This window comes from Xanthomonas sp. 4461 (assembly GCF_024806475.1).
Classification (GTDB): Bacteria; Pseudomonadota; Gammaproteobacteria; order Xanthomonadales; family Xanthomonadaceae; genus Xanthomonas; species Xanthomonas arboricola_F.
The window spans coordinates 87,942-106,067 of sequence record NZ_JANTYV010000002.1; the positions used below are offsets into that span (position 1 = coordinate 87,942).

Annotated in this window: 4 protein-coding genes and 2 pseudogenes; 2 read left to right on the forward strand and 4 right to left on the reverse strand. The window is 61.7% G+C overall.

Annotation, left to right across the window (positions count from 1 at the left end):
• Window positions 1-487: 487 nt before the first annotated feature.
• Window positions 488-631 (forward strand): annotated as a pseudogene (locus tag FHY19_RS08190) (transposase); the annotation flags it as partial.
• Window positions 632-761: 130 nt separating this feature from the next.
• Here the strand turns inward: FHY19_RS08190 and FHY19_RS08195 are convergent.
• A complete protein-coding gene (locus FHY19_RS08195; RefSeq protein ID WP_276580801.1) occupies window positions 762-1,430 on the reverse strand; it encodes a hypothetical protein in 669 nt (222 codons plus the stop codon).
• A gap of 82 nt (window positions 1,431-1,512) precedes the next feature.
• On the opposite strand from FHY19_RS08195, the pseudogene FHY19_RS08200 reads away from it, so the two are divergent.
• Window positions 1,513-2,621 (forward strand): annotated as a pseudogene (locus FHY19_RS08200) (IS3 family transposase).
• Here FHY19_RS08200 and FHY19_RS08205 read toward each other — a convergent pair.
• From FHY19_RS08205 to FHY19_RS08215, 3 genes are all read right to left on the reverse strand, one after another.
• A complete protein-coding gene (locus FHY19_RS08205; RefSeq protein WP_259164379.1) occupies window positions 2,588-3,079 on the reverse strand; it encodes a hypothetical protein in 492 nt (163 codons plus the stop codon). The pseudogene FHY19_RS08200 and the gene FHY19_RS08205 sit on opposite strands and share 34 nt — an antisense overlap.
• Window positions 3,080-3,392: 313 nt before the next feature.
• Window positions 3,393-3,854: a hypothetical protein gene (locus tag FHY19_RS08210; protein ID WP_259164381.1), complete on the reverse strand. Its 462-nt coding sequence runs from the start codon at window positions 3,852-3,854 to the stop codon at window positions 3,393-3,395.
• Window positions 3,847-18,063, reverse strand: coding sequence for a hemagglutinin repeat-containing protein (locus FHY19_RS08215; protein WP_259164391.1), 14,217 nt, complete (start codon window positions 18,061-18,063; stop codon window positions 3,847-3,849). Before FHY19_RS08215 ends, FHY19_RS08210 begins: the two co-directional genes overlap by 8 nt.
• Between the last annotated feature and the right edge of the window lie 63 nt (window positions 18,064-18,126).

The window sequence follows — 18,126 nt, forward strand, 5'->3', positions numbered from 1 at the left end:
GCTCCCAGTCACCCTTAGGTATAGGAACATTAGAGAGCCTTGGATCATACACGTAACGCCCATCCGTATAACCTGATGATAGAACTGATCAGGCTCCAATACGCCGTTTTCGTAGACATTCCGCTAACGGGGGTCAGATTCACTTCCTCCGCAAATTGCAGTCTACGGCGTCAGCTCTTGCAAGGTTCCCTGCATATTAGCACCGATGTCTGTTTGCGAGTCTTGTGCGACGGCCAGATTTGCACGCATTGAACTCGCCGGTGTCCCGCAGCAGATTGTGCAGCCCGGGAACAACGCTTGCCATGCTTTCTGGACGATGGCGAGCGATTGCGCTATCTGCACCTGATGCACGAGGCCTTGTGTCGACTCCCCGTAATTCAATGCCATCTAAAATTAGAGGTCAGCGGTTGATGACCTCCTCCCTATAACTTGGACCAGCCAGACCTTGAAAATTCGGCGACACTCAGACCCAAGGAGGCCCGTCGCTATGAAGAACTCGAAGTTCACCGAAGAGCAAATCGCATTCGCCCTGAAGCAGGCCGAGACCGGCACGACAGTCTGCCGCAAGATGAGCATCAGCCAGGCCACGTTCTATGCGTGGCGCAAGAAGTTCGGTGGGCTCGGCGTTGCCGAGGAGAAGAACTCAGCCTGACGAAGTCGATTCAGGACCGCTATCACATAAATTTTGTACAGGCCTGTCCGGGCGGAGCTCTTAATTACCTCCCTCCCCTTTTACCCCCTAACCACTTTAATCGACTGGATTAAGGCGCTTCCGAATACCTAGGATCTTCTCGCATAAGCCTTAAAACTTCTGCCCAGTTCCAGAGTATCCCTGCAACACTAGTCGGCCGGACGGATTTCCCGCGTGACGAATTGAGAAAATCATCCATTGCTCGACTGCAATTTTCATAGAATAAATTAAAACAATTAATGTCAACGTCATCTAATATAACAAAACTCTGCCCCTCATCATCTAAAGATTTATAAATTTTTTTAATGCAACCCATACTCTCGCAAGAAAAAAGCTCTCTCGTTGACTCTATTATACAATCAAACATTCCGAAAGGAAGCGTCCAGCCCACCTTATTGCTAATTGAAATGTACATCCCCATACACCACCTCATTATAGTAATAATACCTTTTTGGATTTCGTCAAGGTCATTTATCCAGCCATTAACAACAACCCGGTTTTCCGGCGTGAGATTTCTATAATCCAATGGCACTATATCAGCTTTATCCAAATGCCGAATAAGATGACCCTTATTCTGCTCGGAATTAATTAAGAAGAATTTATTTACTTGTTCCGCCTTGGAATAATCGGACCACATAAAGTCAACTTTTTTTCCACCACAAGCACCACTTGCAAAAACAAAGTCAGGGTTTGTCTGGCCTGAAACCTCAGGGTCAGATTGACTTATTGATAACGCCAGACCCTACTTGTCGACTCCCCGTAAAATTGATCCATCCATAGTTAGAGGTCTCCGGACACACTAGCCACCGAGGAGACCAATGATGCGCAAGAGCAAGTTCACCCAAAGCCAGATTGTCGCCACGCTGAAGCAGGTTGAGGGCGGCCGCCAGGTCAAGGATGTGTGCCGTTAGCTGGGTATTTCTGACGCGACCTACTACGTCTGGAGGTCCAAGTACGGCGGCATGGAAGCCTCCGACGTGCAGCGGCTGCGTGATGTTGAAGCCGAGCACGCCAAACTCAAGCGGATGTATGCCGAGTTGGCGATGGAGAACCATGCGTTGAAGGATCTGATCGCAAAAAAGCTGTAGACCCGGCGCATAAGCGCCCGCTCCTTGCCTGGCTCGTCGAGCAGCATGGCTGGAGCGAGCGCCGGGCCTGTGCGGTCGTTGGCGTGGCGCGCTCGACAGCGCGCTATCGGCGTCGTCCCGATCGCGACGAGGAGGTCATTGCGCTGTTGTCCGAATTGGCCGAGCGCTTTCCCGAGCGTGGTTTTGGAAAGCTGTTTCAGATCATCCGCCGTCGCGGACATGTGTGGAATCACAAGAGGGTTTGGCGCGTGTATTGCCTGATGAAGCTCAATAAGCGTCGTCGCAGCAGGCGTCGGCTCCCTACGCGCTATCCACAACCGTTGGCATGCGGAGCACGCCCCAATGCCGGATGGTCGATCGACTTCATGTCCGATGCGCTGTGGGATGGTCGACGCTTCCGCACGTTCAATGTCATCGACGATTTCAGTCGGGAAGCCTTGGCAATCGAAGTGGACTTGAATCTTCCAGCCGCCCGCGTCATCCGCACGTTGGAACGCATCGCAACCTGGCGCGGCTATCTCGCTAAGCTTTGCCTGGACAACGGACCGGAATTTGTCGCGTTGGCCTTGGCCGAGTGGGCCGAGCGCAAAGGCATCGCATTGGATTTCATCGAGCCGGGGCGGCCGATGCAAAACGGTTTCATCGAACGCTTCAACGGCAGCTACCGGCGCGGCGTGCTGGACATGCACATCTTCCGCACGCTGAGCGAGGTCCGCGAACAGACCGAACACTGGCTGGCCGACTACAACCAACAGATCCCGCACGACAGCCTGGGCGGGCTAACGCCCGCCGAGTTCAGTGATCAACATCAACCGCAGACCTCTAGTTTTAGCTGGCATTGAATTACGGGGAGTCTACAGTAGAAGCCATCGTCCAGGCGGGTCTGGGTCCACTCCGGGTCCACGCCCAGCTTGTCCAGCAGGAAGTCGCTGCTGATGAAGTTGTCGTAGTTGACGAAGCGCGGGTCGGTCTCGATCAGGTAGCGACGGCCCGGGCCATTGCTGCGCCAGGCGTTGATGCCACCAAGGCCGGTTGCTGCGCGACCCATTGCCGTGCGGTCAGTCGCCGTGCCATTGGACAGGCGATACAAGCCGCCAATGGGCAGATCGATCTGCGTCAGCGAGGTCTGGCCACCGCCAGCAATATTAGCGACCGGAATGGTGGCGGGGTCGACACGCGTGCGGGTTTCGTTCGCACCTGCCGTGACACCGGTACCAGCTGCGGTGGGTTGCACGTTTGTCTGATCGACGGTGCTGCGTACCAGGCCGCTGTCGTTGGACATCACCGGTGCGACCGACATCTTGACGATGCCGCCCGACGTGGCGAGCGTGGCGTCCTGCGTGTTGGCGCCGACCTGAGCGCCTGCACTACCGGCAGTACCGGTTGCAACACGGATGCTGTCTGCGCGGCAATTGCAGCGACCTGGAAACTGCAGGGTCAGATTGACCTATTAATTACACCTGACCCCGTTCTTCAGTTGTCTGCCCGCAAGGCGGCGCTGCCGTCGGCTTGCACGCGGGTGCCGGTCAGCGTCATACAGACGCCAAACATCCGCGACGAACTTGTAGCGGGACAGTCGAGACAATTAATCACTCAAATCATGAATTTATTCATCAAGTCCCAAATGAAAAATCCACATCCCAAAGAGATCTAAAATTCGAAATATCATCCAATCTACCCTTGTCAAAAAAAACCTTCATCAAGTCTTTGGCCAAATCCAAATCAGACAACCAACCTCTCGGATCCCACTTCTGATCCAGATAGCTTACAAAATCAACTCCACTACAACCTTCACCTTTCCCCCACCACTTCAAAATTTCACGCTTCGGGTCCTTCGAATCAATCCTTAGCAAAATTCTATACATTCCTTTAACCCCCTCCATAACAACAGCTTTAATTTTCTCACTTGAATCATCAACTCCATGATAATCATGCATGATAAGAGATGCTCGCCCGCCATCTACAAAGACAGATTCAATTCCCGCAACAATTCTTTCCCATGCGGGATCTTCGGTGCAAACAGCACGCATACCGGGAACGCCGAAGGAAAGTATAAATTCGTACTTATTATCCACCAGTAGCCCTCTTCAGCTCGACCAGACCGTCACCAATTTTCCGCCTACTCCAAATCCAAGTTTTCCCAGTAGTAGCATCATAGACAGTCAACGAACTTAGCCCGGACCTCTCGGCGGCAGCCGCCAAGTTGGTTGATTGACTACAATAAGAACAAATTTCCTGCCCCCTCACTACCATTGACATTTCCTGCCCTTGCGTCAAGCCCGAATCGTAAGCTCGTTGGATAGTAGCAATTTCCGCATGGGCATTGCTCATATTTGAATTAGGAGCGCCCGGAGGAATTAAATCGGCAATCAACGTAGACTTCGAACTATCTGCAATTGCTGCGGGACGTGCCATCTGATTCGTATCTATAATTTTCTTACCTGCCACACTCGCCTCAGCGGTGACTTTGACAGTCTCCCGGCCTGGCTCAAGTATCCGTCCAATCAAGGGATCATGAGTCTCTCTTCTCATCAAATCCTTTAAAATGTTGGCAGCTGCTGCAGCATCTGCTTTTCCATCAGCCTTAAGCGGAATAAGCCTTCTATAAGCTAGTACAAGATCATCTACCGTAAACCCAGGGCTAGCCAATAAATCATCAAATTTCTGCGCCGCAACTGAGCCAAGCGCCCCTCCCCCATAAATCGCAAGAGAGTGTCCACCGGTCCACTCGGTTGCGATCGCGTCGAGCGCACCGACTACTAGTCGGCCACAGGCAACAAGATTTAATGCGCACGCCCCGCCACCTACCGCGGCGACGCCGATCGCGGCTCCCGTTGCTGGAACAGCGACGGTTAGGCGGCTGTCTCTGCCAATACCCTTCCCGGCATAAGTCAACAGCTCCGGCTGGTACAGCAACTGCAGCTCGTCCTTTTTCAGGCCTGCGGCACCAAGCGCATCGAAGACTTCCTTGAAATTCTCCGGCGTGCCTGCCAGTTTTTTGCCGTAGAGGTGGAAATTGTCTCGATCGCTCGTATCGAAGGCTTTTACACCGTCGTATTCGTTGTTGTTCGTCTTGAGGTATTCGACGGCCGCCGCATTCATCGGCACATCCTTCAGTGCCGACTGAATCGTCGCATCTACGTACGACGCTGCCTCGATGAGCAGGATCTGCTTGGCACTCTCTTCAGAGATGCCCTGCTGATAGGCGAATCCCGCGGCATTGTCCTTGATCCACTTCACTTCGTCCGGATGCAGCTGCCGGTTGAACTGATCGCCGGCCAACGCAGTGTTGGCTCCTGCAACACCGCCCAGCGCTCCACCGATGGCCGCGCTTCCGAGTTCCATGAGGGCTCGGTAGGTTTCGCTATCACTCGCGATACCCTGATCCCTGAGGTACCCGGCCATCGCCAGCTTCGCCTTCTCGGCACCAGCGGCAGCGAGCGCGCCTCCCGCCACATCGCCGCCGCCCAGCGCGGCCACTGCGGCGCCGGTGAGACCATGAAGCAGTGTCTTGTTCAGGCCCCCGTCGGCCCAGCTGTCCATCTTCGCCTGGGCGTCAGCCATTCCTTGCGGATTGTTCGTGCTGTAGGCAGTCGCGTACTCGCTGAGCGCACGTCGTTGCATGGTGCTGGCGATATCACCCGCTGCCCGGAACCCGATCGCTCCAGCCAGCCCCATCAGCTCTTTTTGATCTTCGATCTTCTTCTGATCAAAGATCTCCTTCAGGCCAGACTGCTGCAACTCGGTCGCACTACGATCCAATCCTGCAAGCGCAGATTCATCTCCATTGCGGATCTGGATCGATCCGGCGGCGATGTCGCTCTTGGTCGTGCTGCTCGAACTGTCGCTGGCGTTGCCCAACATACTCAGTCCGGCACCAATGGCTACGCTGGCCATGCTGCTGCCCGTACCACCGGCCACGGAGACGCCGCTGGTCTTGTACTCGGCCTTGTTCTGCAAGTCCTCGACCGTCAGGCTGCCGGTGGACAGCCGATTGAGGCTGGCATCGGCCGCACTTGCAATGGCACCGCCGACCAAGGCCGTGTTGCCGCCCACCGTTATGTCGAAGCCGCCATTGCCGGCCTGGATGCCACTTTGCTCGGTCACGCTGGTGTAGCTGCTGTTTACCTTCTGCTGGCTGTAGCTGCCGCCGCTACCAGAGCCGGTCGCCAGGGTCAGGCTGGCCTGCTGTTGCTTGCTCTTGTACTCGTTGGTGTCCTGCTCGCTTTTGATCAGCAGGTCACCGCCAACATTGGCCAGCACTTTGTTGCCAATGGCCTGTGCGCCTTGGATCGTGGTGTCGTTGCCACTCACCAAGGTCAACGTGTCGTTGGCCGTGACCACGCTTTCCGCGCGCAGATCGCTATTACCCTTGGCACTGCCCTTGCCCGCGGTGACCGAAAGGTAATAGCCCGTGACCGCGCCGACACTGATGCCGATCTCGCCACCGGCGTTCTTGTTCTCCGATTTGGTGGTATTGGTTTCCTTGTTGCTCAGCAGGTTGAGATTGTTTGCAGCGGCCAGGGCCACATTTTCGCCGGCGATCTTGCTGCCGATGACGTTGAGGTCGCCACCGGTCGCGGCGATGGTGATATCGCCGTTGCTGAGGATGCGGCTACCGCCGGTGGTTTCCTCATGCGTGGTCGTCTTGCTCGACGAACTGCTGGCGCCGATGCCAAGGCGCAAGCTCACGCCCGCCGCATTGGCCGCACCTTGCGCGCCATCCGCTGCAGCAGTACCTGCCTTGGTCGTGTTTCCTGCAACCGCTTGGCCGTCGTAGCCCTTCAGGCCATTGTTGACCAACCCCACGGTATCGCTGACCGCATAGCCCGCCTTGGCGGCGTAAAGCGCCTTCAAGCGGTCGTCTTCGACCTCCGAGCCACGCTTGACAGCGCCGTAGATCGCCTGCGCGGCATCTACAGCCCCACCGGTCAACCCCAAGGTGATGCCTGCACTCTGCTGCTTGGACTTTTGCACCGTATCCACGGTGTTTTCCGCCGAGGCGATAGTGACGTCCTTGCCCACGATGGTGGTGCTGGTGGCACTCAGCACATCGCTACCGGTAATGGCCACCTTGTTGCCGGCAGTCATCGTCACCGCGCCGTCAGTGCTGCCGACCAGGCTGCCGGTGTTGGTGACCTCGGTAACGTCCAGACCATCGGTTTTCTTGGTGACACCCAGTGCGACGCTGAATCCGCCGCCGCCGTATAGACCGGACTTCTTGACGGTCTTTTCGTGTTCCTCGCTGTGCGTGTTCTGCACCGTGTCCAACGTGAGGTTGTTGCCAGCGGCCAACACCACATCGCCGGTGCTGGCGACCTGTGCACCCTGCGACAGCAAGTCATTACCCGCCGCGATCTGCACCGTGTCGCCACTGAGCGTGGTGGTGACCGCCACGTTGTCGTGCCACTCGTCATGCGTCGTCGTCGTCTTGCTGGAGAACGTGCCCTTCTTCTTCTTGGTCATGTCCTGCACGGCATCGTGCTGCTCGCTGGCGGCGAGCAGGTTGACGTCGTTACCGGCGGCCAGGGTGATGCCGCCTTCCTTGGCGGTGGCCGTGGCGGCGGTCAGGGTGATGTCGTTGCCCGCCTGCATCGCCAGGTTGCCACCGGCACTGAACTCGGTGCCGTGGACGGTTTCGTCGCGGGTAGCGGTGGTCTGCTTGAAGCGCTTGCGCGTTTCCAGGACATCGCTGGTGTCTACCGTGGTCAGCGTGCTGGCGTTGATGTCGTTGCCCGCGCTGATGCCCAAGCCCTTGCCAGCGTCCAGCTTGGCCGCGACCAGGTTGACGTCGTTGCCGGCGCTGAGGATCAGGTTGCCGCCGGCAGTGAGCGCCTGTTGGTCGATGGTCTGCGTGGTCGTGGTGGTGCTGACACGGGTCTTGCCGTTGCGGCTCTTGTAGCTATTGGTTTCGGTCTCGTTGAGGACGGATTCGACGTTGAGGTTGTTGCCTGCTGCTGCGATGAGATCGCCGCCTGCTTTGACTTCAGCTTGACGGATGGTCAGGTCGTTGCCTGCAGTCAATTGCAGGCTGTCGCCGGTGCTGATGTTGGTGCGCGTGGCGACCTTGCCGTCGAGACCAGTGGTCGGGGTCAACGAGAGGTTATTGCCCGCCTGCAGTGCGGCGCCACCGCCAGCGTTGATTGTCACGCCATGCAGTTGCAGGTCGTTGCCTGCAAACATCACCAGATCCTTGCCAGTGGTCACCGACACCGCATCGCCACCGCGCAGCAGGCCGTTGTCGTTGCGCAACGCGCTTGGGGTAAGGCTGAGGTTGTTGCCTGCGATCAACGCCGCACTGCCATCGGCCTGCACGCGGGTGCCGGTCAGCGTCATGTCGTTGCCGGCGAATAGTTGCAGGGTGTTACTGGCACTGATGCCGGACAGGATGCCGACGCCATTGATGGCCTTGGCCGCTTCGCTGACCAGATTGTTGCCGGCCGCCAGCCCGACGTCACGACCCTCGATCTGGCCCTGGTTGAGCAGGTCGTTGCGCGCTTCCAATGCCACGGTGCCGGTGCCGCTGATACGGCCCTGGTTGAGCAGGTTGCCGGCGGTGACGCTGACATCGGCACCGGCGATGACGCCCTGGTTGCTCATGGCGTTGGTGGCGTTGAGCTCGACGTTGCCGCCGGCGATCAAGGCGCCGTTGCCACGCAGTTGCAGCGAGTTGGAGGCCAGGTAGACCACCGGCACCAGCACCTTCTGGCCCTGGTAGTCCTGTTCGACCATCCACACGATGTCTTGCGTGAGCGCGGCGGCCTGCGCGGCGGTGAGGCCCACGCCCATGCTCAATTGCAGTTGGCCTGCAGCAGCCACGCCGGACTCGAGCAAGGCGCGGTACTGCGCCACGCCATCGGCGTAGTTGCCCAGGTAGCGACGACCGGTGAGCTGGGTGATCTGGTCCAGCACCAGGCGCTGTTCGTAGAAGCCATCGCCCAGCCGGGTCTGGGTCCACTCCGGGTCCACGCCCAGCTTGTCCAGCAGGAAGTCGCTGCTGATGAAGTTGTCGTAGTTGACGAAGCGCGGATCGGTCTCGATCAGGTAACGACGGCCCGGGCCATTGCTGCGCCAGGCGTTGATGCCACCAAGGCCGGTTGCTGCGCGACCCATTGCCGTGCGGTCAGTCGCCGTGCCATTGGACAGGCGATACAAGCCGCCGATAGGCAGGTCGATCTGCGTCAGCGAGGTCTGGCCACCGCCGACAATATTGGTCACCGGGATGGTGGCCAGATCGACGCGGCTACGGCTTTCGTCAGCGCCCGCAACGACGCCGGTCTCGGTGGCCGCGACCTGCACGTGTGCCTGATCAACAGTACTACGCACCAAGCCACTGTCATTGGACATGACCGGTGCGATCGACATCTTGACGATACCGCCGGATGCCGCAAGCGACGCATCCTGCGTACCCGCATCAACCTGCGCACCCGCGTTGCCGGCGGTGCTGCCCACCACGCTGATGCTGGCCGCCCCCCCATTAGCCCGACTGATGACGGCTTGACCACCGACATTTGCCGCGGTTTGCCGCGTGCGACCGCTCAATCCACCTTGTGTGCCGACGCCATTGAGCGAGGCGCCGCTGACGATGCGGCCATCGCTGCCGACGGCGCCGTTGCTGATGTTGGCACCATTGATGCTGACGCCTTGACCGCCGGTCATGCTGGCCCCAAGAGCGGTATAACTCGTATCTATAGTGCCTGACCCAATCTGGGTCGTTTCTACATGATATGTGCAGCCTCTATTCTCGATTCCTTGACCGCAATCGGTATTCTCGTCCAGAACGTACGCATCTTGATAATCGGCATAATTGGTGACCTGTTTTAGTGCGAGAGCCTCATTAAACACCTGCTCGCCATTATTAAACATTTGATCAGAAAGCCCCCCCATCCCTCTGGTGTTGAGAAACAGATTCGATCCGGCCGCGATAAGTGACGCAGTGTTCCTGACACTGCCAGAGAGCGCAACATTTCTACCTGCGATAATTCGACTCTCGGCGCTAGCGCTTATCAGGCGCTCGCGCTCTCTTACGTCATAAGTGCGATATGACCCTAGAAAGAACCAGGACCCAATATTCTCTCCATTCGGATTTTCGGGAATTGGCCCACCAGCTTCCAGCTGTTGATTCGGCAACTCTGCATTGGCCGCCGCACGCTCCGATTCCGACAATGCTCCAGTGACCGCATTTATAACGCGCCGCCGATTATTCAGCTGGTTGGCCGCAATCAAGATGCTCCCATCCGCCTCGATGCTGCCCGACAGGTTGTTCACCACACCCGTACGCGACACCAAGGTACCGCCTCCATCCTGCGCGCCGCCGATGGCGATATTGCCCAGGCTGAAGATACGTGCGTCGCGATTGAGCAGCTGATCGCGCACGATCAGGTTCATGTTGCCGGTGGAACCGAGCAACGCCGAGCCATAGGCAGCATTGCCCGTCGCACCGCCAAAGTCCGCGCCGTTGACCAGGGTGCCGGTATTCACCGAGACGTTACCGCCGACGATGCTGCCGGTGTTGTAGATGCTGTTGGCGACAAGCGACAACGCGCCGTTACCGGAAATGCTACCGGCGTTGTCGATGGCATTGCCGCCGTTGAGGCGGGTGTCGTTGGACAGGATGTTGGCACCGGCGCGGTTGGCGATGCTGCTGGCAGTGATGTCCAGGCGACGCGCGGCCTTGAGGGTGGCTTCGTTGACCAGGTTGCCGCCCACGCGCAAGTTGAAATCGCCATTGCTGACAAGGTCTGCGCCGGCGCGATGCGTGTAGTCGCTGCGCAAGGTCAGATCCAGCAGGTTCTGCGCCAGGATGCTGCCACCACCGTCGAAGCCGACTGTATCGATCACTACATCGCCGGCACCGCCGATCGCGCTGCCGGCACCGATCTGGCCGCCCGCGTTGTTCAAAGTCTGCAGATTCAGGCGGACCGCCTGCTCGGCCTTGATCCTGCCGTTCTGGTTGTCCAGCGTGGCGCCTGCGCGTTGCAGCAGGAAGCTCGCGCCGGCATAGATATTGCCGCCCTGGTTGTTCAAGCCATTGGTGTTGGCGATCAGATCGCCGCCGGCCACCAGCTGGCCGCTGTTGTTGGCGATGTTGGCCGCATCGATCACCACGCTGCCGCGCCCGCCCAGATTGCCGCTGGTATTGGTCAGGGCTCCGCCGGTGGTGATGCGGGTCAGGCCGCCACCGTTGTTGACGATACTTCCCTGCGTATTGTCGATTCGCCCACCGGAGGCGGTGAGCGTGTTGCCGGCATCGAGCTGGCCGCCGCTGTTGAGCAGTGCTCCGGTAACGGCGACATTGAGATCGCGGCCGGCACTGAGCTTGCCGCCCTGGTGATTGTCCAACTGGCCGCGCGCGGTGACGCTGAGGTCGCGTGCTGCTTGCAGGCTACCGCCGGTGCTGCTGATGTTCTCCGCAGTGATCACCCCATCGGTACTGGCGCCGATGACGCCGTTGCCGTTATCCAGGCCACGGTTGAGTTCCACACGCAGGCCGCCGCCTGCCCCGCCGCTGGCAACCGCCTGCACGAGGCCGCCGGCATTGCTTAGGCTGTCGGCACGCAGCGTCAGCGCGCCGCCGCTGGCTTGCAGCAGGCCGTTACGGTTATCGGTGGCACCGCCCGTCTGTACGTTCAGGCCGCGTGTGGCGACCGAGCCACCATTGTTGTTGAGGCTAGCGGCCGTCAACGTTGCATCGCCGGCGGCAGCGATGGTGCCGCCCTGATTGTTCAAACCTCCGCTGGCACCGAGGGTCAGCTGGCCCTGGGTCAGGATGCGGCCACTGCTGTTACCGAGCGCGCCGCGACTGGTGACCGACAGGTTGCCGGCGCCGGCATGCTCGATTCGTCCTTGCGCGTTCTCCAGGCTTGCGGCCGTGATGGTCAGGTCCTGACCATTACTCGCCACGGTGCCGGCGGTGTTGTCGATGGCGCCGCCGATGCTGACACGGGTCAGGCCGGCGCCGCTCTGTACCAGGCGACCGCCGGCATTGTTCAAACTGCCACCGTCGATGCTGAGCTGGCTGGCCTGCATCTGGCCGCCAACCGCATTGAGCCGGCTGTTATCGATGGTACCGCCGGCCTGGACGGTCAAGCTCCCACCGGCGAGCAGATCGGCGCCCCGATGATCGAGGCTTCCGGCAGTGGTGAGGACCGCATTGCCGGTGGCACGCGTGTTGGCACCGGCAAGGCCCAGCTGACCGCCCTGCAGCAGGAGATTGCCTCCTGCCAGCAGCTTGCCGGACACGCCCAGTTGGCGGTCTGCGACCAGGCTCAGGGTGCTTCCCGTCCCCAGATTGCCATCGGCCGCAATACCCGCACCCACGGTGCCGGCAACGCTGATATCGCCGGCACGCAGACTCAGGTTGCCGGCTGCAGTGGTCTGTCCTGTGTTTTCGATACGTGCACCTTGCAGACCCACTGTTGCGCCACTGACGACACCTTGCTGGCGCAGCACCGCATCGCTGTTCAGCGTGGTCTGTTGACCCGACACCTGTCCGGCAATCGTGAGATCGCCCTTGGAGTGCAGGTCCAAAGTGCTGCCCGCACTCAGGCTGCCGCTTTGCGCCAAGGCGCCATCGGCCTGCGCCGAGAAGGCGCCAGCCGCAGCCAGACTACCGTCCAGCTGCAGGTTGCCGCGGCTGATCACGGCGACATCGCCGCGCTCGCTACCCAGCTGACCGCTGCTGCTCAGCTGCCCGGCCTCCACGCGCAAGCCGTTGCCGCCGATCAGGTCACCGCGATTGTCCACTGCCCCCGATGCTGTCAGGCCCAGACGCTGCAGGCCGTACGCCTGCCCGGTCTGGCGCAGCGCGCCAACGCCGAGCGTCAGCAGATTGCCTGCGCGTATCGCGCCGGCATTGTCGAGCAACCCTGCGATGGTCAGCGTGGTATCGCCTTGCGCAAGCAATACGCCGGTACCGGTGTTGCTTGCACTGGCGGCGGTGACGCTCAGGTTCTGACCAGCAACGACCTGCGCTGCATTGACCAGCGTACCGGCAGCGCTCAGCACCACTGCGCGATCGGCTTGCGCAACGCCGGCAACGGCTAGGTTGCCGGTACTACGCAAGTTCAAGTCGGTGGATGCATCGAGGGCGCCGCGGCTATCGATCGCCGCGCCATCCAGACTGATTGCGCCACCGGCCTGAAGCACAGCCGCTTGCGCCGTGCTGATGGTTGCAGCGCGCAGGGTGGCATCGCCAACGCTGGACGCCTGCCCGTTCAATGCGAGCGTGCGCTGCGCCTGCAGGTCCAGCTGAGAGCCGGACTGCAACGTACCTGCCGCGACCAGGTCGCGCCCAGCATGCAGTGCAACCGACTGTGCCTTCAGCGAGCCGCCTTGCTGCAGATCGCCAGCCGCGGTTGCCTGCAACGTGGTCGCAGCGGCAACCACGCCTTGCAGCGTCATCTCGCCACGGCTGGTTAGATCGACATTGGCTGTCTGGCTGCCGAGCTGGCCGCTGCTGCGCAGGTTACCTGCATCCACGACCAGGCGGTCGGTGGCGATCAGGCTGCCGCGATTGTCCAGCAACCCGGTGACACTGGCGGTCAACGCCTTGCCGGCATTTGCCGAACCGCTCTGATCGAGGCTGGCTGCGGTGATGCGAAGGTCGCCACCGCTCTGCACGCTACCGGCGTTCTGCAGCGCACCGGTCGTCAGCGTGACAACGCCTTCGGCAGCCAGCGCGCCGGACGCGGCGTTGGTCACTGCGCCTGCCTGCACCGAAAGATCGCGGCCAGCAATCACCTGAGCCGCATTGCTGAGACCACCTGCGGCGTTGAGCACCACATCGCGGTTGGCTTGCGCCACCCCTGCCAAGGCGAGTCCACCGGTACTGCTCACGCGCAGATCGCTGCCCGCATCGAGCGTCCCGCGACTGTCGATGGCTGCGCCGTCCAGGGTGATCAAGCCGGCGCCTTTCAGCACGGCGGCCTCACCGGTTGTGATGCTGCCGCCACGCAAGGCGGCAGCACTACCCGCCTGCGCCTGGCCGTTCAAGGCAAGCATGCGCTGCGCCTGCAGATCCAGCGTGGAGGCCGATTGCAGCGTGCCGCCGGCAGTGAGGTCGCGCCCCGCCTGCAAGCTGACGGTTTGTGCACTGAGGGTGCCCGTCTGCAGCAGGTCGCCAGCCGCGTTGGCCTGCAGAGCAGTGGCAGCAGACACGACGCCGCGCAGGTCGATGGCGTTCTGGCTGGTCAGCGTCAGTGCGCCCGTCACCGAGCCAAGCTGGCCGTTGCTGACGATGTTGCCCGCCCCGATGGTCAGGTCCTTGCCGGACACCAGTTGGCCGACATTCTCGAACGCTCCGGTCGAGGCGATGGAAATCGCGTCGCCGCTATAGAGACGGCCACGCTGCAGCAACGTGCCCGTCGACAGCGCAAGCCCACGCTCGCCATGCAGGGTGCCGTTGTTCTCCAGCGTGCCGGCAACATCCAGGCGCAGATCGCGCAATGCCCCCAGGGTCGCATTGGCTGCATTGTCGACACTGGCCGCACGCACGCCGAGATCGCGGGCGGCGATCACTTGCGCGGAATTGCGCAAGGCACCGTCGGCCGCCAGGATGACATCGCGTCCGGCCTGGGCCACACCGCCCAACGCAAGATCGCCTGCGCTGCGCACGCTGAGATCGGCGGCTGCATCGAGTGCACCGCGGCTATCGATGGCGCTGCCGTCCAGGGTGATGTCGGCGCCGCTCTTTACCACAGCTGCGCTGCCGGTAGTGATGGTTGCACCTGAGAGCGCGACGTTGCCCGTGCTCGATGCCTGCCCATTCAACGTGAGCGTGCGCTGCGCCTGCAGATCCAGAGTGGACGCAGACTGGACGGCGCCATTAGCCACCAGGTCGCGCCCTGCCTGCAGGGCAAGCGATTGCGCCGTGAGCGTGCCGGCTTGCTGAAAGTCACCACCGGCGGTGGCGCGCAATGCGGTCGCGGCAGCCACCACGCCGTCCAACTGCATGTCCGCCTGGCTGGTGAGCGTGACATCGGCACGCTCGCTGCCAAGCTTGCCGCTGCTGCGCAAGCTTGCTGCATCGACCAGCAGCGCATCCCTGGCGACCAAGGCACCGCGGTTGTCCAGCGTACCAGCCACCGCAACATTCAAGGCCTTGCCCGCGGAGACGCTGCCACTTTGATCCAGCGCTGCCGACGTGAGCTGTACATCGCCGCCGGCTTGCACGCGGCCTGCGTTGGCGAGCTGCGCCACCGTGGTCAGCGCCACAGCGCCCTCGCCAGCCAGGACGCCGGCAGATGCGTTATCCAGTTGCTGCGCCTGCACGGTCAGGTCGCGTCCAGCCACGACATGCGCAGCGTTGCGGACCGCATTGGCCGCGGTGAGATGCACGTCTCGCCCACCCTGGGCCACGCCAGCCAGCCCAAGATCTCCCTGGCTGCGGATCTGCAGATCGCCGCCCGCATCCAGCGTGCCGCGGCTATCGACAGTGCCGCCTTCCAGCGTCAAGGCGCCACCAGTTTGCAGCACGGCGTCCTGGCGCGTGGTCACGCTGCTCGCGCGCAAGGACGCATCGCCCTGCACCTGGCCTTGCGCAGCAAACGTCAGCGCACGCTGCGCCTGCAGGTCCAGCATCGATGCCTGCACTGTGCCGGCCGCGGTGAGGTCCCGCCCAGCCATCAATGCGACCGACTGTCCCGTCAGCGCGCCCGCCTGCTGCAAATCGCCACCGGCACTGGCCTGTAGCGCAGTCGCCGCTGCCGTTACGCCCTGCAGCCGCATGTCGCCCAGGCTCGCCAGCCGGACGCTGCCCGCTTCGCTGCCGAGTTGACCGTCACTGCGTAGGCTGCCGGCGTCGATCTGCAGCGCGTTTCGGGCAACCACATTGCCGGTGTTGTCGAAGGTGCCGTCAACCGTTGCGGTCAGCGTGTTGCCGGTACCAATCCGACCGCTCTGGAGCAGCGTGCCAGCCGCAAGCTGCAGTGCACTCGCGGCGTAAAGGCTGCCAGCGTTGTCCAGCGCACCGCGGGTTCTTACAACTGCATCGGCGTTGGACGAGAACGCCGCGCCCTGCGCATTACGCAGCGAAGCCGCATCGACCTGCAACGAGCCGTTAGCAACGACGCTTGCGCGGTTTTCCAGCGCATTGCCCGCTTGCAGCGTGGTAGTGCCTGCGCTCTGCAATGTGCCGTTCAACGCCAGATCGGTGGCGCTTGCAATGCGCAGATTGGCACCGGCATCGATCACCCCATCGTGCTCGACCGTGCCACCGCGCAGTTGCAATGCGCCGGCGCTACGCAGCTGGCTGCGCTGGCGCAGTGCGCCGTCCGCCTGCAGGTCGATCGCGCCCGCAGCGCTGACGAGCGCATCGTTGACCAGCTCACCGCCGGCAACCATGGCGACGTCGCCGCGTGTGGTCTGCAAGCTGCCCGATACCTCGGCATTGCCGCCGCTGCGCAAGGTCACGCTCGCGGCGTTGACCGCCCCGGCGAGTTGCGCGGCGCTGCCGGCATCCACTGCCAGCGCCCCACCTGCCACGGTGTTGCCGCCCAGTGCGATCCCACCGCGGGCGCGCAAGGTCGTGTCGCCACGCTGGCTGCCGATATCGCCACGGCTGTCCAGTTGAGCGGCGTCCACCGTCAATGCGTTTCCAGCCACGACGGTACCGCTGTTGACGAAGTCTGCGGCGACGACGACCTGCGCGTCGCGCGCAGCGGTCATGCTGCCAGCGGTGACCACGCTGCCGGCCTGGAGCAACAGGTCGCGACCGGCGTAAACGCTGCCCGCATTATTCAGCGCAGCGGCGCTGCGCAGATCCAGATCGGCGCCCGCAGACACCGCAGCGCGCTGCGCAAGATCGATCGCGCCGGCACTCAACGCAACCGCATCGGCAGCGACCAACTGCCCCTGCAGCCCCAGCCGGCCACCGGCCTGCACCTGCGCGCCCTGCCCGGCCTGCGCCAGCCCGCCCATCCGCACATCGCCGTTACCGATCACTCGCAATGCGGTCGCTGCATCCAGCGTACCAACCGCGTCGATCGTGTTTGCGTTCAATGCAATCGCGCCGCCGCTCTGCAAGGTGCCCGACAGCGCGATACTTGCCGCGCGCAGATCCGCGCCTGCGCCGCCATACGCAACACCGCCGCTGCGCAACAGGCCATCGGCTCCCAGCTCCAGTGCACCGGTGCTATGCAGGCTGCCGTCGGCATTCAACTCCGAACCAAACAGGCGAATCGAGCCGGCGCTGCTGCGGCCGGCATGCCGCAAGGTGCCGCTGGCCTGCGCTGTCAACGCTCCGGCGGCCACCAGATCGCCAGCCAGGCGCAGCTGCGCCGCTCGCAAGCTGACATCGCCCTGCTGCGAGCCGAGCACGCCGCGTTGGTCCAGATCGCCGTCTGCACGTACAGTCAAACCATCGCGTGCCACTGCAGTGCCGCTCAGACTCACCTGCCCGGCGCTGTCGATCTGCAGGTCACCGCTCTGCGCGGCCAGGGTGCCGCGGCTGACCACGCCCACGCCGGCTTCGGTAGCGATCAGGCGAATGCGGTCGGCATACATGCCGCCCAGCTGCGCAACGTCGATGCCGATCGACGGCGCGGCGCCATCGGTACCGGGCAGCACGTCGAGCAACATGCCGTCGTAATTGACGCGCCCTGCGCCCGCACTCGCGACCAGTTCCTTGGTCCAGATCGACCCATTGACGCTGAGCTGGCGCGACAACAGATCCAGGCGATCCACATTGAAGGCGTCAAGACCATTGCTGCCGATGCTGAGCGCACCGCCGGTGATCGTGAAACCATTCAAGGCGCCATCGCCGCCGAGGTTTGGCGTGCCGGTGGTCAGCGTGACGCGCGAGGTATTGAGAAATCCGCAGCCATCGCAGGAAATCCCGTTGGGATTGGCAATGACCAATTGCGCCTTGGCGCCGGCGATTTCGGTGTAACCCTGCAAGCGGCTGGTGGCGGAGGTGACCTCGTTGAGGATCAACGATGCCGAACCGCTGCGCTGCAGATTGTTGTTGCCCGCAACATAGCCGCCCAGCTCGGTTTTGGAGATCTGCGCGCTGTTGTTGAGGATCAACCCGTTCGGGCCGACATTGAAATTGCTGTAGCGGTTATGCGAGATGCCGCGCGCATTGGGCGCGACGATATCCACCACCGGTACGCCATTGGCGGCGACCTGCTGACCGGGTGTCTGCCCGCCGGGGTTCGGCGTTGGCGCAACCTGTGCCCACGCCGGAAACGATGTCCAGGTGACCGTGCAGCACAGCAGCAACGCAAGCGCGCGCTTGCTTTGTTCGGCCAGGTAACCACGCAGGTTCATCGTTTCGGTGTCCATCGTTTCTCTCTCGCCACTCGTGGGCGTCATCAATCAACGGCGCGCTGCCGGCTGGCGGCGCGA

Bases quoted from the DNA above. Each gene is read 5' to 3' on its own strand.
- FHY19_RS08205 (WP_259164379.1), bottom strand. From the start codon at position 3,079: ATGTCGGTCGCACCGGTGATGTCCAACGACAGCGGCCTGGTACGCAGC.
- FHY19_RS08215 (WP_259164391.1), bottom strand. From the start codon at position 18,063: ATGGACACCGAAACGATGAACCTGCGTGGTTACCTGGCCGAACAAAGC.